We start from the raw sequence: 24,166 nt of genomic DNA on the forward strand, positions 1-24,166 counted from the left end.
GAACCACCCGCGTCCTGCTCCGAACCGCCACGTGCGCGTGCCCCCGGAACTCGCGGTGCTGACCGCCCTCCCCGGCCAGTAGGGTTCCCGCATGGCAGCAGCAGTCCCCGAAGAAGGTTCCGCGGCCCCCGACGCCGAGATCGGCCCCGTCGACCTGGCCGCCCGCGTCGACGAAGCCCTGCTCGTCCAGGCGGCGGCCTTCGGACTGAGCCAGGACGAGATCGACGTACGCCGTCACATCGTCCTCAGACACCTGGAACACCCCCACGCCCGCGCCCTCGGCGCCATCGCCCCCGACGGACGGCTCGTCGGCTTCGTCTACGGGCTGCCCAACGACCGCGCCCAGTGGTGGTCAACCGTCGTCGAGCCCTGTCTGCGGGCCACCGGCTCCGACGGCTGGCTCGACGACTCCTTCGTCATCACCGAACTCCACGTCCACCCGGACCACCAGCAGCGCGGCATCGGCCGCACCCTGATCACCGCCATCACGGACGCCGCCGGCCTTCCCCGGTCGATCCTCTCGGCGATCGACAAGGACAGCCCGGCCCGCACCCTGTACCGCTCCCTCGGCTACCGCGATCTGGCCCGCCAGGTCGTCTTCCCGAGCGCCCCGCAGCCGTACGCGGTCATGGGCGCGAGCCTGCCGCTGCTGCGCGCGAGGCCCGGGGTCTGAATCGATTTCCGCCAGCCCGCACCGCCCGGTTAACCTCGGGCTCACCACCCTTGCGAGCAGGAGTTCACCATGGCCCAGGTCCAGCGCATGTCCCGATTGATGGTCAAGACACTGCGCGACGACCCGGCGGACGCCGAGACGCTCAGCCACAAGCTGCTGGTCCGCGCCGGGTACGTCCGCCGCAACGCGGCCGGCATCTGGTCCTGGCTGCCGCTCGGCAAGAAGGTCCTGGACAACATCTCGAACGTGGTCCGCGAGGAGATGGACGCCATCGGCGCCCAGGAGGTCCTGCTGCCCGCCCTGCTGCCCAAGGAGCCCTACGAGGCGTCCGGCCGCTGGGAGGAGTACGGCGACCTGCTCTTCCGCCTCAAGGACCGCAAGGGCGGCGACTACCTCCTCGGCCCGACCCACGAGGAGATCTTCACCCAGACCGTCAAGGACCAGTGCACGTCCTACAAGGACCTGCCGGTGATGCTCTACCAGATCCAGACGAAGTACCGCGACGAGGCCCGCCCCCGCTCCGGCGTGCTCCGCGGCCGCGAGTTCCAGATGAAGGACTCGTACAGCTTCGACACCACCGACGAGGGCCTCGCGCACTCCTACGCCCTGCACCGGGCCGCGTACATCAAGATCTTCGAGCGTCTCGGCCTGGACCACCGCGTCGTCTCCGCCGTCTCCGGCGCGATGGGCGGCTCCGCCTCCGAGGAGTTCCTCGCCCCCGCCGCCGCCGGCGAGGACACCTTCGCGGACTGCCCGAACTGCGACTACGCCGCCAACACCGAGGCCGTGACCTTCGCCCTCGCCCCGGTCGGCGGCGCGGCGCACGGCGCGGTCGAGGAGCTGGACACCCCCGACACCCCGACCATCGAGACGCTCGCCGCGCACCTGGGCGTCCCCGCCTCCGCCACCCTGAAGAACCTGCTGGTCAAGGTGGACGGCGAGATCGTGGCCGTCGGCGTCCCCGGCCACCGCGAGGTCGACCTCGGCAAGCTCGGCGAGCAGCTCGCCCCCGCCGTCGTCGAGCTGGTCACCGCCGAGGACTTCGTCGGCCGCGACGACCTCGTACGCGGCTACGTCGGCCCCCAGGGCCTGGAGAAGGTCCGCTACCTCGCCGACCCCCGCGTCGCCCCCGGCACCTCCTGGATCACCGGCGCCAACCAGGAGGGCAAGCACGCGAGGAACGTCGTCGCGGGCCGCGACTTCGAGGTCGACCAGTACCTCGACGTCGTCGTGGTCGAGGAGGGCGACCCCTGCCCGAAGTGCGGCACCGGCCTCACCCTGGACCGCGCCATCGAGATCGGCCACATCTTCCAGCTCGGCCGCAAGTACGCCGACACCTTCCAGCTCGACGTGCTCGGCCAGCAGGGCAAGCCCGTCCGGGTCACCATGGGCTCGTACGGCATCGGCGTCTCCCGCGCCGTGGCGGCCCTCGCCGAGCAGTCCGCCGACGACAAGGGCCTGTGCTGGCCCCGCGAGGTCGCCCCGGCCGACGTCCACGTCGTGGCCGCGGGCAAGGCCCTCCAGACGGAGCTGGCCCTCGATGTCTCGGAGAAGCTCAACGCGGCGGGCCTGCGGGTCCTGGTCGACGACCGCCCCGGCGTCTCGCCCGGGGTGAAGTTCACCGACTCCGAGCTGATCGGCGTGCCCAAGATCCTGGTCGCCGGCCGCCGCTCCGCCGACGGCGTCCTGGAGCTGAAGGACCGCCGCACCGGCGAGCGCGAGGAGCTGACCGTCGACGAGGCGATCGCCCGCCTGACGGCCGACCTGGCCTGATCAGCCGTCGAGAAGGCCCCCGCGCGGGATCGCGCGGGGGGCCTTCGTCGTACGGGAAGGACTACAGCCAGCCCGCGAACTCCAGGTTGACCTCGCCCATCTGCCGCCGCCCCTCGGCCAGCGCGCGGGTGCCCGACTCCACCGCCCGGAACAGCGTCCACCCGTGCAGCCGCGCCTGCTCCACCTCCAGCGACTCCGCCAGCTTCTTGACCCGCCGCCGGGCCGTCACCGGGCCGCCGGGGGAGGCGATCAGATCCTCCACCCGGTCCCGCACCAGCCGCGCCAGGTCATAGGCGCGCTCGCCCACCAGCGGTTCCGGCCCCACCGTCAGCCACGGGGCCCGCTCCCCGGAGAACACCTTGCTCTGCCGGAAGTTGCCGTGCAGCAGCAGCTGTTCGGGCGATCCCGCCACCAGCTCCGCCCGCGCCGCGAGCGCCGCCTCCACCAGCGGCGCCAGCTCCGGATCGGCCTCGGCGGCCGCCCGCATCCCGGCGCTCTGCCGATCGGTCCGCCCTGCCACGCTCTCGAAGGCGTGCCCGGCCGGCGGGTCCACCCACAGCCGCCGCAGCGTGCCCGCCGCCTCCAGCAGCGCCTTCGCCTCCGGCAGCGAGCGCAGCGACACCTCGTGGTGCAGCCGCTCCAGCAGCAGCGCGCCGGACGCGTCGAGTTCCGGCGCGTCCAGGGCCTTCACCGCGCCCCACCCGTTCCAGTGCTCCAGCGCCGCCCGTTCCAGCCCGGGCCCGGCGACCGGCGGGGCGATCTTCAACGCCGCGGGGGTCCCGTCGGACCGCCGCACCAGGACCACCAGGGAGCTGCGCCCGCCGGGGGCGGCCACCCGCTCCACGGTGAGGCCGTCCCCGGCGGTGAGCGCTTGTTCGGTCAGCGCGGGGAGCGCGTCCAGCCAGTCGGCCGCCGCGGCGTCCCCGTACATCTCACCGAGCGCGCGCACCAGGCGTTGCGGCGGTTCGAAACCCATACGTCGTGTGTTCCCTTTCCGGTTCTTCGTCTCGGCGCGCGTTCTCCGTGTCAGCGCGCGCCGTCCGCGCCGGCGGCCTCCACCGGGCCCGTCGCGGCCGGATCCGCACCGGCGGCCCGCTCCGCGAGCCCCGGAAAGGCTACGTTGCCGCCCCGCCAGCGGGCCGACCGCACCGCGGCCTCCCGCAGCGCACCCGCGGCCTCCTTGCGGCGAGCGCCCTCGGTGGCCCGTACGAGGTCGGCGTAGACGCCCGCGATCCGGTCCTCCAGCACCGCGGCCAGCCGCACCGCCGACGGGGAGTCCGCCACGGCGAACGGCAGAGCGTACGCGGCGTCCGAGGCCACCGGCCTCCCGCCCAGGTCCCGCACGGTGCGCGCCAGGGCGTCCCGGCGGGCCCGGTGCCCGTCGTACGCCGCGCGGGCCTCGGTGCCCCGCTTCCCGTCGAGGCGGCCGCCCAGCACCCCGTAGCCGTACACGGCGGCGTGCTCGGCGGCCAGGGCCGCCTGGGCGGCGGTCAGCTCGGAGGAGTCGGCGTCCTCCTCGGACGGCCGGTCGGAACGCGTGCTCATGCGGCTGTCTCCTCGGCCAGTTCGGTCAGCAGATACGCGTGCGCCGCCGCGGCCGCCGCCACCGAGGCCAGCAGCCGGGCCAGCTCCGGTCCAGCGGTCAGGAGCGCCTCGGCGTACGCGTCGGTCCGGCGGCGCTCGGCGGCGGCCAGCTCCTTCACCGCGGCCTTCGGGTCGGTGGACACCGGGCCGGGCGCGGCCGGAGGGGCGTCGGCTTTCGGGGCGCCCTTCGCGCCCGGCGGCGCCAGCGCCTTCCCGTGCTCCCGTACGGCCGCCCGCAGGGGCGCGAGGCCCGCCGCCGTCGCCGGGTGCGCCCCGGCCACCAGGTCGTACCGGGCGAGCAGGAGGGCGCCGTCGCGCACCGCCTTCTCGCGCAGGGTCCTCTCGGTCTTCGCGGCGGCGGCCCGCGCGCCGGAGTGCGCGGGTTTCCCGCCGTCCGCGGCCCCGTCACCGCCCCCGCAGCCGGTCAGCACCGCGCCCAGGGCGAGGGCTCCCGTAGCGGTGAGCGCCCCCCTGCGCGTCGTCCCCGTACGCCGCACGTTTCTCCTTCGAGCCTGGACCGGTCCTGACAGGATCTGTCCTGATGTGATCACCGCAGGCGAGCGTACCCGCGGCCGGGCGGCAGGCGGACGGCAACACCCCTGGCGACCGGATACCCTTTGACCTGACGCACGACGATCCCCACAACAGCACACGCGGCCGAGGAGTCACCCGGATGAGCACCACCCAGAGCGAGAGGCTGCGCGGGTTGCTGGAACCGCTCGTCAGCGCGCAGCAGCTGGACCTCGAGGAGATCGAGGTGTCCCGGGCCGGCCGCCGAGGAGTGCTGCGGATCATCGTGGACTCCGACGAGGGCGTGGAGCTGGACGCCTGCGCGGAGCTGAGCCGCGCGATCTCCGAGAAGCTGGACGAGACCGACGCGATGGGCGAGGGCGAGTACGTCCTCGAAGTCAGCTCCCCCGGCGCGGACCGCCCGCTGACCGAGCACCGCCACTACGTACGCGCCATCGGCCGGCTGGCCAGGTTCCACCTGTCCGGCGACGGCTCCGGTGAGCTGGTCGCCCGCATCCTCGCCGTCGACGAGGACGGGCTCGACCTCGAAGTACCCGGCGTCAAGGGCCGCAAGCCCACCGCCCGCCGCCTGGCCTTCGACGAGATCGCCAAGGCGCGCGTGGAGATCGAATTCAACCGCAAGGACAAGAAGGAAGAGGAGGCGTAGCCGTGGACATCGATGTGAAGCTTCTGAAGGGCTTGGCGCAGGACAAGGAGATCCCCTTCGACGTGCTCGTCGGGGCGATCGAGTCGGCCCTCCTCATCGCGTACCACCGCACCGACGGCAGCCACCGCCGGGCGCGCGTGGAGCTCGATGCGAACGGTCACGTCACGGTGTGGGCCAAGGAGGACCCGGCCGACCTCGAAGAGGGCCAGGAGCCCAAGGAGTTCGACGACACCCCGTCCGGATTCGGCCGGATCGCCGCGACCACCGCCAAGCAGGTCATCCTGCAGCGGCTGCGCGACGCCGAGGACGACCGCACCTTCGGGGAGTACGCGGGCCACGAGGGCGATGTCGTCACGGGCATCGTCCAGCAGGGCAAGGACCCCAAGAACGTCCTGGTCGACATCGGCAAGATGGAAGCCATGCTGCCGGTCCAGGAGCAGGTCCCGGGCGAGGAGTACGTGCACGGCCTGCGTCTTCGTACGTACGTCGTACGGGTCGCCAAGGGCGTCCGCGGCCCGTCGGTGACGCTCTCGCGCACCCACCCGAACCTGGTGAAGAAGCTCTTCGCGCTGGAGGTCCCTGAGATCGCGGACGGCTCGGTGGTCATCGAGGCCATCGCCCGCGAGGCCGGCCACCGCACCAAGATCGCCGTGCGCTCCACCCGCGCCGGCCTGAACCCCAAGGGCGCCTGCATCGGCCCGATGGGCAGCCGTGTGCGCAATGTCATGGCCGAGCTGCACGGCGAGAAGATCGACATCGTGGACTGGTCCGACGACCCGGCCGAGATGGTCGCCAACGCCCTGTCGCCCGCCCGGGTGAGCGAGGTCGAGGTCGTCGACCTCGGCGCCCGCTCCGCCCGCGTCACCGTGCCCGACTACCAGCTGTCGCTGGCGATCGGCAAGGAGGGCCAGAACGCCCGCCTCGCCGCCCGCCTCACCGGCTGGCGCATCGACATCCGCCCGGACACCGAGACGGACGAGGAGCGCGTGAGCGCCGACCGCGAGCGGGCCGAGCGGGCCCGGGAGCGCTCGGAAAGGCGTTGACCCGGAGCGGCTCCAGGGAATAGACCTGGGCGGTACGCCGCTGAGATCACGACAACATCCGTTCGATTTTTGCCCCAAAGCGGCGAGGTCGGTACGGGGAGGTAGACTTAAACGTGTCTGGCCGGACGCAAGCCCGTGCTTGCCCTGAGCGAACCTGTGTGGGGTGCCGGGAGCGAGCGGCCAAGAGCGAGCTGTTGCGCATCGTGGTGGACGAGGGCGCTTGCGCCCCTGATCCACGCGGTACGCTGCCCGGCCGGGGTGCTTACGTGCACCCCGTCTCTGTCTGTCTCGCCCTGGCGGTCCGCCGCCGGGCGTTCCCCCGGGCCTTCAAGGCCAAGGGGCCGTTCGACACCGCGGCTCTGACGCGGTTCGTCGAGCGGGCTGCACCGCAAGAAAAGTGAACGGCACGGGTCCCCGTGCGGTCAGGTACCTCGCGAGTTGGAAGTAGGTCGAGATTGCGATGAGCACTCGATGAGTACGCGATGAGTACGCCCATGAAGTAGCGACGGTCCGGCGGTAACCCGGACCTAAAAGGAGCGAAGTGGCTAAGGTCCGGGTATATGAACTCGCCAAGGAGTTCGGCGTGGAGAGCAAGGTCGTCATGGCCAAGCTCCAAGAACTCGGTGAGTTCGTCCGTTCGGCGTCCTCGACGATCGAGGCGCCGGTTGTACGTAAGTTGACCGACGCACTGCAGGGGCCCGGCGGCAACGCCGGCAAGTCCGCTGCCAAGCCCGGTGCGCCCCGCAAGGCGGCGCCCGTGAAGCCCGCAGCGCCCTCCCCGGCCGCTGCGGCACGTCCCGCTGCCCCGAAGCCCGGCGCACCGGCTCCCAAGCCGGCCGAGGCCCCGAGCAGCACCCCGGCGGCGCCCTCCGCGCCGTCGGCGGGCCCCCGTCCGGGCCCGAAGCCCGCGCCGAAGGCGGCCCCGGTGACCCCGGTCCCGGCCGCCGAGTTCTCGGCTCCGGCTCCGGCCCAGCCGGCTGCCCCGCAGCAGCCCCAGGCCCCGCGTCCCGCGGCTGCCACCCCGGGCCCCCGCCCCGCGCCCGCCCGTCCGGCTCCGGCCGGCGGTCAGCGCGACGGTGGCCAGCGCGACGGTGGCCAGCGTGACGGCGGCCGTGGCGGCGAGCGTGGCGGCGACCGCCCCGCACGTCCCGCGGGCCAGGGCGCCCCGCGCCCCGGTGGCGCCCGTCCGGCCGGTCCCCGTCCGGGCAACAACCCCTTCACCTCCGGCGGTTCCACCGGCATGGCGCGCCCCGGCGCGCCTCGTCCCGGCGGTGCCCCGCGCCCCGGTGGCGGCTCGGAGCGCCCCGGCGCCCCGCGTCCCCAGGGCAGTGGCCCCGGCGGCGCCCCGCGTCCGCAGGGCGGTCAGGGTCAGGGCGGTGCCCGTCCCACTCCGGGCGGCATGCCCCGCCCGCAGGCTCCGCGTCCCGGCGGCGGCCCCGCCGGTAACCGTCCGAACCCGGGCATGATGCCGCAGCGTCCCGCCGCGGGCCCGCGTCCCGGCGGTGGCCCCGGCGCGGGCCGTGGTCCCGGTGGCGGTGGCGGTCGTCCCGGCGGTGCCGGTGGCGGCGGTCGTCCCGGTGGCGGCGGCTTCGCGGGTCGTCCCGGTGGCGGCGGCGGTGGCGGCTTCGCCGGCCGTCCGGCCGGTCCCGGTGGCGGCGGCGGTGCCGGTCGTCCCGGTGGCGGCGGCGGCTTCGGCGGTCGTCCCGGCTTCGGTGGCCGTCCCGGCGGCCCCGGTGCCCGCGGTGGCACCCAGGGTGCGTTCGGCCGTCCCGGCGGTCCCGCGCGTCGTGGTCGCAAGTCGAAGCGGCAGAGGCGCCAGGAGTACGAGTCCATGCAGGCCCCGTCGGTGGGCGGCGTCATGCTGCCCCGCGGCAACGGGCAGGCTGTGCGGCTGTCCCGCGGTGCTTCCCTCACGGACTTCGCGGAGAAGATCAACGCGAACCCGGCGTCGCTCGTCGGCGTGATGATGAACCTCGGCGAGATGGTCACCGCGACGCAGTCCGTCCCCGACGAGACGCTGCGGCTGCTCGCGGAGGAGATGAACTTCGTCCTCGAGATCGTCAGCCCCGAGGAGGAGGACCGCGAGCTGCTCGAGTCCTTCGACATCGAGTTCGGCGAGGACGAGGGCGGCGAAGAGGCCCTGGTCTCGCGTCCGCCGGTCGTGACCGTCATGGGTCACGTCGACCACGGTAAGACCCGACTGCTGGACGCGATCCGCAAGACGAACGTCGTCGCGGGCGAGGCCGGCGGCATCACGCAGCACATCGGTGCCTACCAGGTCGGTGCCGAGGTCAACGGCGAGGACCGCCGTATCACCTTCATCGACACCCCGGGTCACGAGGCGTTCACCGCCATGCGTGCGCGTGGTGCGAAGTCCACCGACATCGCGATCCTCGTGGTGGCGGCGAACGACGGTGTGATGCCCCAGACCATCGAGGCGCTGAACCACGCCAAGGCGGCCGAGGTGCCGATCGTGGTCGCGGTCAACAAGATCGACGTCGAGGGTGCCGACCCGACCAAGGTGCGCGGTCAGCTCACCGAGTTCGGTCTGGTGGCCGAGGAGTACGGCGGCGACACGATGTTCGTCGACATCTCCGCCAAGCAGGGCCTCAACATCGAGGCTCTTCTGGAGGCCGTCGTCCTCACCGCCGACGCCTCGCTCGACCTGCGGGCCAACCCGGAGCAGGACGCGCAGGGTATTGCGATCGAGTCCCACCTCGACCGCGGTCGCGGTGCGGTCTCGACCGTCCTGGTCCAGCGCGGAACGCTGCGCATCGGTGACACGGTGGTCGTCGGCGACGCGTACGGCCGTGTCCGGGCGATGCTCGACGACAACGGTCAGAACGTCCAGGAGGCGGGTCCCTCGACCCCCGTCCTGGTGCTCGGTCTCACCAACGTCCCGGGCGCCGGCGACAACCTCCTGGTCGTCGACGAGGACCGTACGGCCCGGCAGATCGCCGAGAAGCGTGCCGCCCGTGAGCGCAACGCCAACTTCGCCCGCAAGGGTGTCCGGTTCTCCCTGGAGAACCTGGACGAGGCGCTCAAGGCCGGCCTGGTCCAGGAGCTCAACCTCATCATCAAGGGCGACGCGTCCGGTTCGGTGGAGGCTCTCGAGTCCTCGCTGCTCCAGCTCGACGTCGGCGAAGAGGTCGACATCCGGATCCTGCACCGCGGTGTGGGTGCGGTCACCGAGTCGGACATCAACCTGGCGACCGGCTCCGACGCTATCGTGATCGGCTTCAACGTGCGCGCCGCAGGGCGCGCCGAGCAGATGGCCGAGCGCGAGGGCGTGGACGTCCGGTACTACTCGGTCATCTACCAGGCGATCGAAGAGATCGAAGCGGCCCTCAAGGGCATGCTCAAGCCGGAGTACGAAGAGGTCGAGCTCGGCACGGCGGAGATCCGCGAGATCTTCCGCTCGTCCAAGCTGGGCAACATCGCCGGTGTGCTGGTCCGCTCCGGCGAGGTCAAGCGCAACACCAAGGCGCGCCTGCTGCGCGATGGCAAGGTCATCGCGGAGAGCCTCAACATCTCCGGTCTGCGCCGCTTCAAGGACGACGTCACCGAGATCCGCGAAGGCTTCGAGGGCGGTATCAACCTCGGAAACTTCAACGACATCAAGATCGACGACGTCATCGCGACGTACGAGATGCGCGAGAAGCCGCGAGGCTGATCAACTCTCGGGTCCGCGAGGACCCGGAGGGATTCGGAAAGGGTCCGGGAGTTCGCTCCCGGCCCCCCTCCACCACGGTCGGGGCCGGTCGACGGGTCGTATTTCCGTCGATCGGCTCCGGCCGTTCCGGTACGGTTTGGATGTCCCCGGCAAGCTCTGGCGGGGCACGAACCCGAACCGGCGGGACATCCGGACACACATGTATGTGGGGACCCTGTCCTTCGATCTGCTCCTCGGCGACGTACGGTCGTTGAAGGAGAAGCGTTCCGTCGTCCGCCCGATCGTCGCCGAGCTCCAGCGCAAGTACGCGGTGAGCGCGGCCGAGACCGGCGGACAGAATCTCCACCGCAGGGCCGAGATCGGCCTTGCCGTGGTCTCCGGTGACACCGGACACCTCACGGACGTACTGGACCGCTGCGAACGGCTGGTCGCAGGACGCCCCGAGGTGGAGCTGCTGTCGGTGAGACGGCGGCTGCACAGTGACGAAGACTGACAGTCGAGCGAAATCAGAAGGAAGAGTGACGGACCGGTGACCGACAACGCGCGGGCCCGCAAGCTGGCCGATCGCATCCAGGTCGTGGTCGCGGAGACCCTGGACCGGCGAATCAAGGATCCGCGGCTGGGATTCGTGACGATCACGGACGCCCGGGTCACCGGCGACCTGCGGGAGGCCACGGTCTTCTACACGGTCTACGGCGACGACGAGGAGCGCGCGGCCTCCGCCGCGGCGCTGGAGAGCGCCAAGGGCGTCCTCCGTACCGAGGTCGGCCGGCAGACCGGGGTCAGGTTCACGCCGAGCCTGGCCTTTGTCCCGGATGCCCTCCCGGACAACGCCCGCACCATCGAGGACCTCCTCGACAAGGCGCGGGCCAAGGACGCGGAGGTGCGCCAGGTGTCCACGGGCGCGCAGTACGCCGGCGACGCCGACCCGTACCGCAAGCCCGAGGACGAGGACGAGGAGACCGGGACCGGGACCGACGGATCCTCCGGGAAGAACGAGGGCCCGGCCTCCGCATGACCGAGCAGACCACCACGCCGGACGGTCTTGTCATCGTCGACAAGCCGTCCGGCTTCACTTCGCACGACGTCGTCGCCAAGATGCGCGGCATCGCCCGGACCCGGCGGGTCGGCCACGCCGGCACGCTGGACCCCATGGCGACCGGCGTCCTCGTGCTCGGGGTCCAGCGGGCCACCAAGCTGCTGGGCCACCTCGCCCTGACCGAGAAGGAGTACCTCGGCACGATCCGGCTCGGCCAGGACACCGTCACCGACGACGCCGAGGGCGAGATCACCTCGTCCACCGACGCCTCCGGTGTGACCCGGGAGTCCATCGACGCCGGGGTGGCCGCACTGACCGGACGGATCATGCAGGTCCCGTCCAAGGTCAGCGCCATCAAGATCAACGGCAAGCGGTCCTACGCGCGGGTGCGCGGCGGCGAGGAGTTCGAGATCCCGGCCCGTCCGGTGACCGTCTCCTCCTTCCGCGTCTACGACGTCCGTGAGGCCGTCGCCGAGGACGGCACCCCCGTCCTCGACCTGGTCGTCTCCGTCGTCTGCTCCTCGGGGACGTACATCCGCGCCATCGCCCGCGACCTCGGCGCCGGGCTCGGCGTCGGCGGCCACCTGACCGCGCTGCGCCGCACCCGGGTCGGCCCCTACGGGCTGGACAGGGCACGGACGCTCGACCAGCACCAGCAGGAGCTGACCGTGATGCCGGTCGCCGAGGCGGCGGCCTCCGCGTTCCCCCGCTGGGACGTGGACGACAAGCGCGCCAAGCTGCTCCTCAACGGCGTACGGCTGGACATGCCCGCGTACCCGCCGGGGCCGGTCGCGGTCTTCGGGCCCGACGGCGCGTTCCTCGTGCTCGTCGAGGAGGAGAAGGGCAAGGCCAAGAGCCTCGCCGTCTTCGCCTGAGCCGGTACGCCCGGCGCCTCGCGTCCGAGCCCTGCGCCCCGCGTCCGAGCCCGGGCCCCGGGCCCGCCGTGCCCCGGGCCCGCCGTGCCGCGCACCGGTGGCGTTCCCGCGTCCGGACCGCGCCCGCTACGGCGGGTCATGCGTGGGGCGGGCACCCATGCCCCGCCCGGTGCCCGCCCCACGTTCCCCTCCCCGGGACCATCCCTGCTCCCCGGGGGACACGCCTATTCACCCCATTGGACGGGCGCTCGGAGTGAATACCGGGGGCGTGGGGGGCGCTTTCCCCGTCCGCGCGCTCCCGGAGATCTCCGGCGGCCTAACGTCGCACCATGGGCAGTGGGGACCGGTCGAAACTGGTAAGAATCTGTGATCAGGCCGGCCGGCCGCGAGGGACGGGATTCGTCGCGGACGACCGCGGCACGGTCATCACCGCCCATCAGGCCGTGACCGCCCCGGGCCCGCTTCTCCTGCACGGCACCGGCGGCCGCACCTGTACCGTCGCCCCCGACGACATCACCGCGCTGCCCGCCCTCGGCCTCGCCCTCCTGCGCACCGGCGACCCCGACGTCCTCGACGCGGAGCCCCTGCCCATCGCCGCCCGCGACCTCGCGGAGCCCGGCGGTTACGTGGACATCGCCGCCCACGGGCGGCGCGAGGCCCGGGTGCTCGGCACCACCCCCGCCACCTACACCACGGCGGACGGCGTCGGACACCCGGTCCCCGCCGCCCTGGAGCTGGCCCTCGGCACCGACGGCCGGGACGCCCTGCGCTCCGGGGGCGCGGCCATCGGCGGACCCGTTTTCGACCCGGCCACCGGCGCGGTCGTCGGGATCCTCTGCACCGCCCTCACGGCCCCGCACGAGGCGGCGGGCCTCGCGCTCCCGATCGTCCGGGGCGCGGAGGGGGCGCTGGACGCCCTGCTGCGCCGCAACGCCACCGCCGCCCCCGCCTACGGCCCCGACCTCAACCTCGCCGGGGCCCTCCAGCTCACCGCCACCTCCGTAGGTTCGGCGGACGGCCCGCGAGCCCGCACCGCCCCCGTCGAGCGCGCCGACGTCCACGCCGAGCTCGCCGCCTTCGCCGCCGGCACGGGCCTGGTCCTCGGCCTCGTCGGAGCACCCGGCACCGGCCGCACCACCGAGCTGGCCGCCCTCGCGGAGCGCCGCGCGAACGGCGCCGCGCCCGCCCCCACGCTCTGGCTGCGCGGCGCCGACCTGCTGGCCGACGACACCTCGATCGCGGACGCCGCGAGCCGGGCGCTCACCCGCGCCGCCCGGATCGTCGCCGCCGCCGGGGCGCGCGGCGACATGAGCATCGTCACCCCGGAGCGCGTCGCCGGGCTCGCCGCGGACGCCGGGCATCCGCTCCTGGTGGTCCTCGACGGCCCCGAGGAGATGGAGCCGCTCCTGGCCCACCGGCTCGCCGACTGGACGGCCGGCACCGCCGTCTGGCTGCGCGAGCAGGGCGTCCGGCTCGTCGTGGCCTGCCGTCCCGAGCACTGGGAGACCGCGGGCGCCCTCTACCCGCCGGGCGCCCTGCACCGCCCGCACCGCCCCGCCCGCCGGCTGCCGCCCGCCCTGCGCCTGGGCGACCTCACCCCCGAGCAGGCCGAGCGGGCCAAGGAGGCCTACGGCATCCCGCCCGCCGCCCTCGCCCCCGGCCACGACCGGCACCCGCTCACGCTGAGGCTCCTCGCCGAGGTCCGCGCCGCACTGCCGCCCGGCGTACCCGGCTGCCCGGACACCGAGGACGTCTTCGGCGCCCACCTCGACCTGCTCTGCGTGCGCGTCGCCGTCCGGATCGCCGCCGCCGCCGACGAACAGCCCCGCGGCGCCGCCGTACGCCGGCTCGCCGCCGGGGTGGCGGGCCAGGTCCACGAGGCGGCCCGCCGCTGCCTGGGTCCCGGCCAGGGCGAGCTGGACCGGGCGGCGTTCGAGGAGATCTTCCCCTGGCGCACCGGCTGGGCCTCCGCCGTCCTCACCGAGGGCCTCCTCGTCCCCGCCGGGGCGGGCTACCGCTTCGCCCACGAGGAGCTCGGCGACTGGGTGCAGGGCGCCCACCTCGACCTGGACGCTGCCCTGCGCTCCCTGGTGCACCGCTGGCACCGGGGGAGCGGCGGCCCGGACCGGGCGCCGCACCCCCCTGCCGTCGGTGAACCCCGCAGTCTGCCGGTGCCCCGGCACCGCATCGGACCGGTGATCCAGGCCATGGTGCTCCTCGGCCGCCGCCAGGGCACGGCCGCGCTCGCGCACCGGATGGCCGACCTGATCGAGGCGCTGGACCGGCTGCGGACCGACGAGGGCCCGCGCGACGGGGACGCCGCCTGGTGGGCGGCCCACCTGCTGGGCGGCAGCCTGCTGCGGGTGCCCGACGCCCGCCCGTACCTCGGCGTCCTGCGCGTTCTCGCCGGCCGCATCACCCGCCACTCCGCCGCCCCCGACGGACCCGGGGGCCTCGGGGCGTACGGGGAGTTCGGTCCCTGGTTCTGGCGGCGACTGCGCCTCCCCGAGGAGGACCGGATCGACCTGCTCCGGCGTCTCGTGCCCGCCGACGGGCTGCCCCGCACCGACGGCGACGAACGCTATCTGGACGCGGTCGCCCGCCGCCTCGCCCTCGACGCCCCGGCCGTGCAGCCGCTGCTGTGCCGCTGGTTCACCGACGAACGTCCGCTGCTCGTGGGCCCCGACGCCCCGGACGTCCCGCTGCGCCCCACGGTCGCCGCCGCCGCGCAGGCCCTGCTGTACGCCCGCCGCGACCTCGCCCCCGACGACCTGGCCGACGCGCTGATCGCCACCCCGCACCAGCGCGCCGGGGAGCTGCTGCTCGCCCTCGCCGAGGACGAGCCCACCGCGCTCTGCCGGGCCGTGGAGCGCTGGGCCCGCGACGAGGACCGCCCGGCCCGCCGCGCCGCCGCCGCCCACTACGCCGGACTCCTCCAGCCGCGGGTCACCGCCGAGGGCGACCGGGCCCTGCTGCGCTCCGCCGCTCTCGTGCTGCTGGACCGCCCCGACGACGCCGCCCTGCACGCCGCCGCCCTCACCCTCCTCGTCCGCGACCCGGTGGCCGGGGAGCGCCATCTCCCGGCTGCCCTGCGCGCGTTCGCCGCCGGAGACCCCCGGCTGTCCGTCGAGCTGCTCGCCGAGGTGTTCCCCGCCCACCAGGAGCCGGTCCTCGCCGCTCTCCGCGCCCGTCTCGCCCGCCCCGGGGACGGTGGGGGCGCGGTGCTGCGGGCGCTGGCCGGACTCGACACGCCCGCGCTCGCGCTGCACGTCGCCGGTCTCGTACGGGAGTACATCGACGCCCATCCCCAGGACGGCACGCACGCCGCCGAGTACGTCGACCTCCGCCTGGAGCACGGTCCCGCGGCCCGGGCACTGCTCCTGCCCCTGGTGACCGGGCTGCTGCGGGACCGCCCCGCACCGCCGCCGGTGCGCGCCGCGCTCGCCCGGGTCCTCGCCGGAGCCGGGAGCGCCGCGTCCCGGCCGCTGCGGGCGGAGCTGCTGGAGGTCCTGCTGGAGTTCGAGCAGGTCACCGGCCGGGACCCGGATGTGCTGGAAGCCCTCCTGCGGGCCGCGGCCGAGGGCTCGGAACGCCGCCCGGAGATCCGTACGCGCGCGCTCGTGCACCGCACCGGGATGCTGCTGGTCCGCACCCCCGAAGGCGCCGCCCGCTTTGACCGGGGCCTGGTCGAACTCGCCCGGGACGTGCCCGGATTCGCCGCCCTCGTCACCCGCTGGCTGGCCGACGCCCCCCAGGAGTGGGCGGCGGTCGTGGGCCCGAGCGCCCGGCGCACGGTCGAGGCGTTGGAGACATCACGTCAGCCGATGCCGATGCCGATGCAGGCGGCGGGACGTGAGCATGGCAGTCTTAGACCTGCGTAATCGACATACACACGTACACAGGTTCGGGCGAGGAGCGGTCACAGTGCAGTGCTGGCGTGGCTTGGAGGACATCCCCCAGGACTGGGGGCGCAGCGTCGTCACCATCGGCTCCTACGACGGCGTGCACCGCGGACACCAGCTGATCATCGGCCGGGCCGTCGAGCGCGCCCGTGAGCTGGGCGTTCCCTCCGTCGTCGTCACCTTCGACCCGCACCCCAGCGAGGTCGTCCGCCCCGGCAGCCACCCGCCGCTGCTCGCCCCGCACCACCGCCGCGCCGAGCTGATGGCGCAGCTGGGCGTGGACGCCCTGCTGATCCTGCCGTTCACCGCCGAGTTCTCCAAGCTGTCGCCCGCCGACTTCATCGCGAAGGTCCTCGTCGACCGGCTGCACGCCAAGGCCGTCATCGAGGGTCCCAACTTCCGCTTCGGCCACAAGGCCGCGGGGAACGTCGCGCTGCTGACCGAGCTGGGCGCCACCTACGACTACACCGTCGAGGTCATCGACCTGTACGTCACCGGCGAGGCGGGCGGCGGACAGCCGTTCTCCTCCACGCTCACCCGCCGGCTCGTCGCCGAGGGTGACGTCGCCGGCGCCGCCGAGATCCTCGGCCGCCCGCACCGGGTCGAGGGCATCGTGGTGCGTGGCGCGCAGCGCGGCCGGGAGCTGGGCTTCCCGACGGCCAACGTCGAGACCCTGCCGCACACCGCGATCCCCGCCGACGGCGTCTACGCAGGCTGGCTGGAGGTGGCCGGCGAGTCGATGCCCGCCGCGATCTCCGTGGGGACGAACCCGCAGTTCGACGCCGTCGACCGGACCGTCGAGGCGTACGCCATCGACCGCGTCGACCTCGACCTGTACGGGCTGCACGTGGCCGTCGACTTCCTCGCGTACGTCCGGGGCATGCTGAAGTTCGACTCCATCGACGACCTCCTGGTCGCCATGGCCGCCGATGTGAAGCGCGCCGCCGAGCTGACCGCCGCGTACGACGGCACCCACTGACGTACCCCTCGGCCGTGCGCCGCGCCCGGGGACGACGGATGCTGACAGGGTGCGCGACATCCTGCCCGACCTCCGTGCCCGGTGCTCCGAGGGCGTCCCCTTCGCCCTGGCGACCGTCGTCGCCGTGCACGGCAGCGCGCCCCGTGACCCCGGCGCCGTGCTGGCCGTGGACGCGGCGGGGGCGGTGGTCGGCAGCGTCTCCGGGGGCTGTGTCGAGAGCGATGTGTACGAGGTCGCCCGCGAGGTGCTCGCCGGGGCGGGGCCGCGCGTGGTGTCGTACGGGATCAGCGACGACGAGGCGTTCGGTGTCGGCCTGACCTGCGGCGGCACGATCGAGGTCCTGGTGCGCGCCTGTGCGACCGCCGCCGAGCGCGAGGACCTCGCGGCCGTCCTGGACCTGATCGCCGCCGGCCTGCCGGTGGCCGAGGCCACGGTCCTGTCCGGCGCGGAGACCGGGGCCCGCCTGGTCGTCCGGCCCGACGACACCCTCGGCAGCCGTGGCACGCTCGGTTCCGAAGGGCTGGACGCCGCCGCCACCGACGACGCCCGGGGGCTGCTGGCCCAGGGGCGCACCGGGATCCAGTGGTACGGGGCGCGGGGCCAGCGCCGGATGCAGGAGGTCGCCGTCTTCTTCCGGACGTACGCCCCGCCGCCCCGCATGCTCGTCTTCGGCGCGATCGACCACGCGGCGGCCACCGCCCGCATCGGCTCGTTCCTCGGCTACCGGGTCACCGTCTGCGACGCCCGCCCCGCCTTCGCCACCCGGGAGCGCTTCCCCACGGCGGACGAGGTCGTCCGTGCCTGGCCGCACACCTACCTGGAGTCCACCGAGGTCGACGCCCGCACCGCGATCTGCGTGCTCACCCACGATCCCAGGTTCGACGTGCCCCTGCTCGTCGCGGCCCTGCGCACGCCCGCCGCGTACATCGGGGTGATGGGCAGCCGCCGCACGCACCGCGACCGGCTGGCCCGGCTGCGCGAGGCCGGGGTGGACGAGGCGCACCTCGCGCGCCTCGCCTCACCCGTGGGCCTCGACCTCGGAGCCCGTACGCCGGAGGAGACGGCCGTCTCCATCGCCGCCGAGATCATCCAGCACCGCTGGGGCGGCACGGGCCGGCCGCTCGGCGAGCTGACGGGGGCGATCCACCGGGACCGATGAGCTCGGGGGAGACCGCGCACACGGAGCCCGACCAGCCACCGCACATCCCGCGGCGGCAAGCGGTTCTTTCCCGACGGCGCGCTCCTCGACCCGGAACCGGTCGAGGAGCGCGCCCGCTCCGGTGAACTGATCAGCGCCCGCCACCGGATCCGCTGAACAGCACCTGCTCTCGTCAGGCGGGCGCCTCGGCGGTGGGCACGCCCCGGTCCTCCCCGCCGCACGCCGCCGCCCAGTGGCACGCCACCTGGGTGTCCCCGCCGCCGCTCAGCACCGGCAGATCCACCGTGCGGCACGCCTCCGCCACCCCCGCCCGCTCCGCCTCGCCCGAGGCCAGGACCTGGCAGCGCACGTGGAACCGGCAGCCGGGGGGCACCTTCGAGGGGTCCGGCGGCTCCCCGGCCAGCACGACCGGTTCGCCCTCCGCCTCCGGGAGCACGGACAGCAGGGCCCGCGTGTACGGGTGCCGGGGGGCGGTGAGCAGCTGCTCGACCGGGCCCGTCTCGACGATCCGGCCCAGATACATCACCGCCACCCGGTCCGCGATGTTCCAGGCCAGCCCCAGATCATGGGTGACCACCAGTGCCGACAGCCCCAGCTCGTCGCGGAGCCGCAGCAGCAGCGCCAGGATCTCGCCCCGCACCGACGCGTCCAGCGACGCAACGGGCTCGTCGGCCACGATCAGCTCCGGCTCCAGCACCAGGGCCCCTGCGATCACGACGCGCTGGCGCTGACCGCCCGACAGCTCGTGCGGGAAGCGCAGGAAGAACCGCTCCGGCGGCCGCAGCCCGGCCCGGGACAGGGCCCCGGAGACGGCGGCCCGCTCGTCCCCGGCGTACCCGTGGATGCGCAGCCCCTCGGCCACCGCGTCGTACACCGTGTGCCGGGGGTTGAGCGAGCCGCTCGGGTCCTGGAGGACCAACTGCACGCGTTTCCGGTACGCCTTGAGCGCCCGGCCCGTATAGACGAGCGGTGCGCCGCCGAACGTGACCCGTCCCGAGGTGGGCGGGACCAGGCCGAGCAACGACCGGGCGAGCGTCGTCTTGCCGCAGCCGGACTCGCCCACCAGTGCGACGATCTCGCCGGGCCGGATGTCGAGGTCGACGCCGTCGACGGCACGGGCGGTGGCGGCCCCGCGCCGGCCGGGGAACGCGACCTTCAGCTCCTCGGCGCTGAGGAGGGGCGCGGTGCCGACCGGAGGGACGGTGCTCATGTCGTGCTCCTCGTGTCGTCGGCCCCCGGGGAGGCCGGTTCGTCCACCAGGACGCAGGCCGCCCGGCGCTCGGGTCCGGCCTCCCGCAGCTCCTGGTCCTCGGTGGCGCAGACGTCCAGCGCCACAGGGCACCGCGGATGGAACGTACAGCCGCCCGGCAGCGCGGCCGGATCCGGCGGGTCTCCCGGCAGCCCGCGCGGGGCGTGCCGCGAGGACAGGTCCCCGATCCTCGGGAACGCGGCGGAGAGCGCCTTGCCGTACGGGTGGCGGGCGTCCGTGTACACCTGCCGGGCGGGCCCCTCCTCGACGACCCGGCCCGCGTACATCACCGAGAGCCGGTCGCAGGTGTCGGCGAGCACCGCGAGGTCGTGGCTGATCATGATCAGCCCGACGTTCTGGTCGGACACCAACTGCTCGATCAGGCGCAGGATCTGCGCCTGGATCATCACGTCCAGCGCGGTCGTCGGTTCGTCCGCGACGATCAGCCGCGGATCGCAGGCCAGCGCCATGGCGATCATCACGCGCTGGCGCTGCCCGCCGGACAGCTCGTGCGGATACGCCTGTGCGCGAGCAGCGGGCAGGCCCACCTGTTCCAGCAGCTCGCCGGCGCGCTTGCGGGCGGCCGCCGGGGTGGCCTTGCTGTGCAGCAGGATCGGTTCGGCGATCTGGTCCCCGACCCGGTGCACGGCGTTCAGCGAGTGCATCGCCCCCTGGAAGACGATCGACGCGCCCGCCCAGCGGACGGCTCGCAGCCGCCCCCACTTCATGGTCAGGACGTCCTCGCCGTCGAGGAGGATCTCGCCGGTGAGCGTGGCCGTCGCGGGCAGCAGCCGCAGCAGGGCGAGGGCCAGCGTCGACTTGCCGCAGCCGGACTCCCCGGCGATGCCGAGCTTCTGCCCGGCCTCGACCCGCAGATCGACACCCCGTACGGCGGGGACGGCGTCGGCCCCGCCGCCGTAGGTGACGGTCAGGTTCCGCACCTCCAGAAGCGGCGGATCGCCGGTGGGCCTCGTCGGGCCGGGGGAGCCGGACGGGTCCGGGTTCGGCGTGGTGGTCGTGGTCGTGGCGGTCAACGGGACACCCCCAGCTTGGGGTTGAGCACGGACTCGATGGCGCGGCCGCACAGCGTGAAGGCGAGGGCGACCACGGCGATGGCGAGTCCGGGCGGAGCGAGGTACCACCAGTTGCCGGAGCTGACCGCGCCGGCCTCGCGGGCGTCCTGGAGCAGACCGCCCCAGGAGACGATCGTGGGATCGCTGAGCCCGAGGAAGGCGAGCGTCGCCTCGGTGAGGATGGCGGTGGAGATCACGAGCGTCGTCTGGGCCAGCACCAGCGGCATCACGTTGGGCAGGACGTGACGGGACATGATGTGGCCGTGCCCGCCGCCGAGCGCCCGGGAGCGTTCGATGTACGGGCGGGACTCCACCGACAGCGTCTGGGCGCGGACCAGGCGGGCGGTCGTCGGCCAGGTCGTCACGCCGATCGCCAGGATCGTCGTCCACACCGACCGGGACAGGACCGTGGCCAGGGCGATGGCCAGCACCAGGGTCGGCATCACCAGGAACCAGTCGGTGACCCGCATGATGACGGTGGCGTACCAGCCCTTGAAGTGGCCCGCGGTGATCCCGATGAGGGTGCCGATCGCCACGGACAGGAAGGCGGCGAGCAGGCCGACCGTCAGCGAGACCCGGGTGCCCCAGAGCATCAGGGCCAGCAGACTGCGGCCGAACTGGTCGGTCCCGAGCGGGAATTCACCGCTCGGGGCCTCCATCGGGCCGCCCGGGGCGTTGGTCACGCTCTGCGAGTCGGCCCCGACCAGCAGCGGGGCGGTCAGCGCGAGCAGGGCGATCACCGCGAGCACGGCGAGTCCGACGAGACCGGCGCGGTGCGTGCGGTACTGCCGCCAGAAGCGGAGCACCGCCTGCCGCCGCCGGGCCCGGGTGAGGGCGCGCGGGCTCTGCGCCGGGACCGCCTTCTCCGGCTGCCCGGAGGGCTTCGGGGCGTCCGGCTCCAGTGGCTCGGGCTTCTGCATCGACGTCGTCATCGGCCCACCCGGGGATCCAGCAGCGGATAGATCACATCGGCCAGCGTGTTCATCAGGATCACCGCGGCGGCGAACACGAAGAACAACGCCTGCACCAACGGCAGATCGGGCACGCTCAGCGCCTGGTAGAACAGGCCGCCGAGCCCCGGCCAGGAGAACACCGTCTCCACCAGGATCGCCCCGGCGACGGTCGTGCCGAGGTTCACGAAGAGCAGCGTCACGGTCGGCAGCATCGCGTTCGGCACGGCGTGCTTGCGGCGTACGAGGTCGTCGCGCAGCCCCTTGGCGCGGGCGGTCGTCAGATAGTCGCTGCCCATCTCGTCCAGCAGCGAGGAGCGCATCACCAGCAGGGTGCGCGCGTACTCCACGGCGACGAGCGTGATGACGGGCAGCACCATGTGGTGGGCGATGTCCAGCACCCGGTCGAAGCCCTCGGTGTCGCCGGACTCCATGCCGCCGGTCGGGAAGAGCCCCGGGATCGGGCCGATGCCCACCGACAGGGTGATGATGAGGAGCAGGCCGAGCCAGAACGAGGGCACCGAGTACAGCGTCAGCGCGAACGCGGTGTTGGCGCGGTCCCCGGCACTGCCGTTGCGCCACGCGGAGCGCGCGCCCAGCCAGATGCCGAGCAGCGTGTAGATCACGAAGGCGGTACCGGTCAGCAGCAGGGTGGCGGGCAGCGCCTCGGCGATCTTGTCGAGCACCGGGGCGCGGAACTGGTACGACGTACCGAAGTCGCCGGTCAGCGCCTTGCCGCAGTACTGGGTGAACTGCTGCCACAGCGGCAGGTCGAGGCCGAACTCGCGGCGCATCGCCGCGATCTGCTCGGTCGACACCTGACGGCCGCCGGTCATCTGTTTGACCGGGTCGCCGGGGATCAGCCGGAAGAGGAAGAAGCTGGTGACGAGGACGGCGAAGAGGGAGACGGCCGCCCCGGCGAGCTTGCCCGCCGCGTAGCGGGCGTAGGCGGCCGTGGAGCGGGAGCGTGGGGAGCGGGCCGACGGCCCGGCCGGAGCCGGGCCGTCGGATCCGGTGCTCTCCACGCCCGCCGAGCCCTTCAGCAGGGCGGGAGTGGTTTCTGAGCTCATGGACTATTCACGGTCTTCCGCGGTGGAGCGGCGACGCATGGCGAACAGGAGTCCGCCACCGGCGAGGACGACGACGGCGATCCCGACCCCGATGAGCACCCCGGTGGAGGAGCCACCGGAGTCGGAGGAGCCGGACGAGGAGGCCCCGGCGGCCGGGACCGCCGACCACCAGCTCCAGTAGCCGTCCTGGCCGTAGATGTTGCCGGCGGCCGACGGCATGGTGGTGATGGACTCGATGTGGTCGGTGCGGTAGGCCTCGACGGCATTCGGGTACGCCATGACGTTCATGTACCCGGTGTCGTACAGCCGCGACTCCAGTTGCTTGACCAGATCCGCCCGCTTGGCGGGGTCGTACTCGGCCAGTTGCTTCTTGTAGAGCTCGTCGTACTGCTTGTCGCAGATGAAGTTGTCGGTCGCGGCCGTCTCCTTCGCCTTGGCCGGCAGGGCGGCGCAGGTGTGGATCGACAGGACGAAGTCGGGGTCGGGGTTGACGGACCAGCCGTCGAAGGCGAGGTCGTACTCACCGGCGTACCAGGGGTCGGAGACGTTGTCGAGGCAGTCGACCTTCAGTCCGATGCCCAGCTCGCCCCACCACTCCTGGAGGTACTTGCCGATCGCCTTGTCGTTGGGGTCGGTGGCGTGGCAGAGGATGCGGAAGTCGAGCGGCTTGCCGTCCTTGCCGACGCGCTTGCCCGAGCCGTTCTTCTTGTACCCGGCCTCGTCCAGCAGGGCCGCGGCCTTCGCCGGGTCGTGGGCGAGCTTCTGGTCGGCCGACGGCTTCCAGAAGTAGTCGCCGAAGCGCGGCGGGATGTAGCCCTCGCCCTCGACGGCGTGGCCCTGGAAGACCTTGTCGATGATGGTCTTGCGGTCGACCGCCATGAACAGCGCGTGCCGCACCTTCTGGTCCAGCAGTGCCGGGTGCCCGTCACCGAACTTCTGCCCGTCCTTGGTACGGGCTCCGGGGTTGACGGCGAGCGCGAAGAAGCGCCGGCCCGGGGCGTCGTTCACCTTGATGTCCGGGGCCTTCTCCAGCGAGGCGGACTGGGCCGGGGTCAGGCTGGGACTGCCCGCGACGAACGACACCTCGCCCTTGCGCAGGGCGGCCACGGCCGCGTCCTGGTCCTTGTAGTAGCGGAAGACCAGTTCGTCGAACTTGGGCGACCCGCGCCAGAAGTCCTTGTTGGCCTTCAGCTTCACATAGCTGTCGACCTTGTAGTCCGTCAGGATGAACGGCCCGTTCCCCACGATGGGGAACTGCTTGTCGTTGTTGAACTTCGAGAAGTCGCCGACCTTCTCCCAGACGTGCTTCGGGACGATCGGCACGTCGAGTGCGGCCATCGTGGCCTGCGGCTCCTTCAACGTGATGACCAGCTGGTCCTTGCTCGGCGCGGTCACCTTCTCGAAGTTGCCGACGAAGCTGCCGTTGGAGGTCGCGGCGCCCTCGTCCGTCATCATCTTGTTGAACGTCCAGGCGGCGTCCTCGGCGGTGGCCTGCTGCCCGTCGGACCACTTCGAGTCGGAGCGGATCGTGTACGTCCACGTCAGCTTGTCCGCGGAGGGCTCCCACGCGGTGGCGAGTCCCGGGATCGCCTTGTTGTCCTTGGGGTCGTAGTTGGTCAGGTAGTCGTACATCAGCCGGTGGATACTCGTGCTGAGCAACCGCTGCGCCAGGAACGGGCTGAGCGAGTCGACGCTCTGCGCGACGGCGACCGTGAGCGTCGTCTTCCCGTCGTCCGCGCGCGCCTCGGAGGGGGCGGGTGCGAGCAGGTTTCCGGGTACGACGGATCCGGCGGTGAGTGCCAGGGCGGCCACGCCGGAGGCCAGCAGGAGGCGCAGGCGTCGGCGTGGCCGGGTGGAGTGGTGGGGAACTCTAGTGACCATGGACGGGGACCTCGCGTCATCACTCGCTGAAGAAGGCGGGTAGATCTCTGGTTCGCCAGTTGGTGA

20 protein-coding genes are annotated in these 24,166 nt (G+C 73.2%); 12 read left to right on the top strand and 8 right to left on the bottom strand.

What is annotated here, in order from left to right:
* Positions 1-91 precede the first annotated feature (91 nt).
* Both PSQ21_RS27310 and PSQ21_RS27315 read left to right on the top strand, forming a co-directional pair.
* A complete protein-coding gene (locus tag PSQ21_RS27310) occupies positions 92-673 on the top strand; it encodes a GNAT family N-acetyltransferase (protein ID WP_274033860.1) in 582 nt (193 codons plus the stop codon).
* A gap of 69 nt (positions 674-742) precedes the next feature.
* Positions 743-2,446 (top strand): proline--tRNA ligase, encoded by a 1,704-nt coding sequence (locus PSQ21_RS27315; RefSeq protein WP_274033861.1) that lies wholly within the window; start codon positions 743-745, stop codon positions 2,444-2,446.
* Positions 2,447-2,507: 61 nt separating this feature from the next.
* Here PSQ21_RS27315 and PSQ21_RS27320 read toward each other — a convergent pair whose 3' ends face one another.
* Genes PSQ21_RS27320 through PSQ21_RS27330 form a run of 3 tightly spaced genes read right to left on the bottom strand, consistent with a single transcriptional unit; the run spans position 2,508 to position 4,527 of the window.
* On the bottom strand, positions 2,508-3,422 hold the full coding sequence (locus PSQ21_RS27320; RefSeq protein ID WP_274033863.1) for an aminoglycoside phosphotransferase family protein: 915 nt from the start codon (positions 3,420-3,422) through the stop codon (positions 2,508-2,510).
* A 50-nt stretch (positions 3,423-3,472) separates the two neighbouring features.
* Positions 3,473-3,991 carry a ferritin-like domain-containing protein gene (locus PSQ21_RS27325; RefSeq protein WP_274033865.1) on the bottom strand — a complete coding sequence of 173 codons (519 nt, stop codon included), beginning with the start codon at positions 3,989-3,991 and terminating at the stop codon, positions 3,473-3,475.
* Entirely contained in the window at positions 3,988-4,527 is a 540-nt protein-coding gene (locus PSQ21_RS27330; RefSeq protein WP_274033866.1) for a hypothetical protein, read from the bottom strand. The genes PSQ21_RS27325 and PSQ21_RS27330 overlap by 4 nt, the downstream gene beginning before the upstream one ends.
* 176 nt (positions 4,528-4,703) lie before the next feature.
* On the opposite strand from PSQ21_RS27330, the gene rimP reads away from it, so the two are divergent.
* From rimP to PSQ21_RS27380, 10 genes are all read left to right on the top strand, one after another.
* Positions 4,704-5,207, top strand: coding sequence for a ribosome maturation factor RimP (gene rimP, locus PSQ21_RS27335; RefSeq protein ID WP_274033867.1), 504 nt, complete (start codon positions 4,704-4,706; stop codon positions 5,205-5,207).
* Positions 5,208-5,209: 2 nt separating this feature from the next.
* Positions 5,210-6,250 carry a transcription termination factor NusA gene (gene nusA / locus PSQ21_RS27340; protein WP_097872049.1) on the top strand — a complete coding sequence of 347 codons (1,041 nt, stop codon included), beginning with the start codon at positions 5,210-5,212 and terminating at the stop codon, positions 6,248-6,250.
* Positions 6,251-6,363: 113 nt separating this feature from the next.
* Positions 6,364-6,651 (top strand): YlxR family protein, encoded by a 288-nt coding sequence (locus PSQ21_RS27345; protein ID WP_179892505.1) that lies wholly within the window; start codon positions 6,364-6,366, stop codon positions 6,649-6,651.
* A 140-nt stretch (positions 6,652-6,791) separates the two neighbouring features.
* Positions 6,792-9,923, top strand: coding sequence for a translation initiation factor IF-2 (infB, locus tag PSQ21_RS27350; RefSeq protein ID WP_274033870.1), 3,132 nt, complete (start codon positions 6,792-6,794; stop codon positions 9,921-9,923).
* Positions 9,924-10,122: 199 nt separating this feature from the next.
* Complete coding sequence (locus tag PSQ21_RS27355) at positions 10,123-10,416, top strand: DUF503 domain-containing protein (RefSeq protein ID WP_018960670.1); 294 nt, start codon at positions 10,123-10,125, stop codon at positions 10,414-10,416.
* A gap of 36 nt (positions 10,417-10,452) precedes the next feature.
* Entirely contained in the window at positions 10,453-10,941 is a 489-nt protein-coding gene (rbfA, locus tag PSQ21_RS27360) for a 30S ribosome-binding factor RbfA (protein ID WP_274033872.1), read from the top strand.
* Positions 10,938-11,837 (top strand): tRNA pseudouridine(55) synthase TruB, encoded by a 900-nt coding sequence (truB, locus tag PSQ21_RS27365; protein WP_274033874.1) that lies wholly within the window; start codon positions 10,938-10,940, stop codon positions 11,835-11,837. Before rbfA ends, truB begins: the two co-directional genes overlap by 4 nt.
* Positions 11,838-12,166: 329 nt before the next feature.
* On the top strand, positions 12,167-15,718 hold the full coding sequence (locus tag PSQ21_RS27370; RefSeq protein ID WP_274033876.1) for a trypsin-like peptidase domain-containing protein: 3,552 nt from the start codon (positions 12,167-12,169) through the stop codon (positions 15,716-15,718).
* Between the two features lie 43 nt (positions 15,719-15,761).
* Complete coding sequence (locus tag PSQ21_RS27375; RefSeq protein ID WP_274033878.1) at positions 15,762-16,718, top strand: bifunctional riboflavin kinase/FAD synthetase; 957 nt, start codon at positions 15,762-15,764, stop codon at positions 16,716-16,718.
* A gap of 49 nt (positions 16,719-16,767) precedes the next feature.
* A complete protein-coding gene (locus PSQ21_RS27380) occupies positions 16,768-17,877 on the top strand; it encodes an XdhC family protein (RefSeq protein ID WP_274033879.1) in 1,110 nt (369 codons plus the stop codon).
* Positions 17,878-18,049: 172 nt separating this feature from the next.
* Here PSQ21_RS27380 and PSQ21_RS27385 read toward each other — a convergent pair whose 3' ends face one another.
* From PSQ21_RS27385 to PSQ21_RS27405, 5 genes are read right to left on the bottom strand one after another with little or no spacing between them, the layout of a single operon-like run.
* On the bottom strand, positions 18,050-19,087 hold the full coding sequence (locus PSQ21_RS27385; RefSeq protein ID WP_274033880.1) for an oligopeptide/dipeptide ABC transporter ATP-binding protein: 1,038 nt from the start codon (positions 19,085-19,087) through the stop codon (positions 18,050-18,052).
* Complete coding sequence (locus tag PSQ21_RS27390) at positions 19,084-20,211, bottom strand: ABC transporter ATP-binding protein (protein WP_443334404.1); 1,128 nt, start codon at positions 20,209-20,211, stop codon at positions 19,084-19,086. The genes PSQ21_RS27385 and PSQ21_RS27390 overlap by 4 nt, the downstream gene beginning before the upstream one ends.
* A complete protein-coding gene (locus tag PSQ21_RS27395) occupies positions 20,157-21,131 on the bottom strand; it encodes an ABC transporter permease (RefSeq protein WP_274033882.1) in 975 nt (324 codons plus the stop codon). The genes PSQ21_RS27390 and PSQ21_RS27395 overlap by 55 nt, the downstream gene beginning before the upstream one ends.
* On the bottom strand, positions 21,128-22,219 hold the full coding sequence (locus tag PSQ21_RS27400) for an ABC transporter permease (protein ID WP_274033884.1): 1,092 nt from the start codon (positions 22,217-22,219) through the stop codon (positions 21,128-21,130). The genes PSQ21_RS27395 and PSQ21_RS27400 overlap by 4 nt, the downstream gene beginning before the upstream one ends.
* Before the next feature lie 3 nt (positions 22,220-22,222).
* Positions 22,223-24,100, bottom strand: a complete 1,878-nt coding sequence (locus tag PSQ21_RS27405) for an ABC transporter substrate-binding protein (protein WP_274033886.1) — start codon at positions 24,098-24,100, stop codon at positions 22,223-22,225.
* Positions 24,101-24,166: the final 66 nt, after the last annotated feature.

Source organism: Streptomyces sp. MMBL 11-1 (genome assembly GCF_028622875.1).
Taxonomy (GTDB): domain Bacteria; phylum Actinomycetota; class Actinomycetes; order Streptomycetales; family Streptomycetaceae; genus Streptomyces.

Coding starts and splice junctions, on each gene's coding strand:
- PSQ21_RS27310 (WP_274033860.1), top strand. CDS start 92: ATGGCAGCAGCAGTCCCCGAAGAAGGTTCCGCGGCCCCCGACGCCGAG.
- PSQ21_RS27315 (WP_274033861.1), top strand. CDS start 743: ATGGCCCAGGTCCAGCGCATGTCCCGATTGATGGTCAAGACACTGCGC.
- PSQ21_RS27320 (WP_274033863.1), bottom strand. CDS start 3,422: ATGGGTTTCGAACCGCCGCAACGCCTGGTGCGCGCGCTCGGTGAGATG.
- PSQ21_RS27325 (WP_274033865.1), bottom strand. CDS start 3,991: ATGAGCACGCGTTCCGACCGGCCGTCCGAGGAGGACGCCGACTCCTCC.
- rimP (WP_274033867.1), top strand. CDS start 4,704: ATGAGCACCACCCAGAGCGAGAGGCTGCGCGGGTTGCTGGAACCGCTC.
- PSQ21_RS27355 (WP_018960670.1), top strand. CDS start 10,123: ATGTATGTGGGGACCCTGTCCTTCGATCTGCTCCTCGGCGACGTACGG.
- truB (WP_274033874.1), top strand. CDS start 10,938: ATGACCGAGCAGACCACCACGCCGGACGGTCTTGTCATCGTCGACAAG.
- PSQ21_RS27370 (WP_274033876.1), top strand. CDS start 12,167: ATGGGCAGTGGGGACCGGTCGAAACTGGTAAGAATCTGTGATCAGGCC.
- PSQ21_RS27385 (WP_274033880.1), bottom strand. CDS start 19,087: ATGAGCACCGTCCCTCCGGTCGGCACCGCGCCCCTCCTCAGCGCCGAG.
- PSQ21_RS27395 (WP_274033882.1), bottom strand. CDS start 21,131: ATGACGACGTCGATGCAGAAGCCCGAGCCACTGGAGCCGGACGCCCCG.
- PSQ21_RS27400 (WP_274033884.1), bottom strand. CDS start 22,219: ATGAGCTCAGAAACCACTCCCGCCCTGCTGAAGGGCTCGGCGGGCGTG.
- PSQ21_RS27405 (WP_274033886.1), bottom strand. CDS start 24,100: ATGGTCACTAGAGTTCCCCACCACTCCACCCGGCCACGCCGACGCCTG.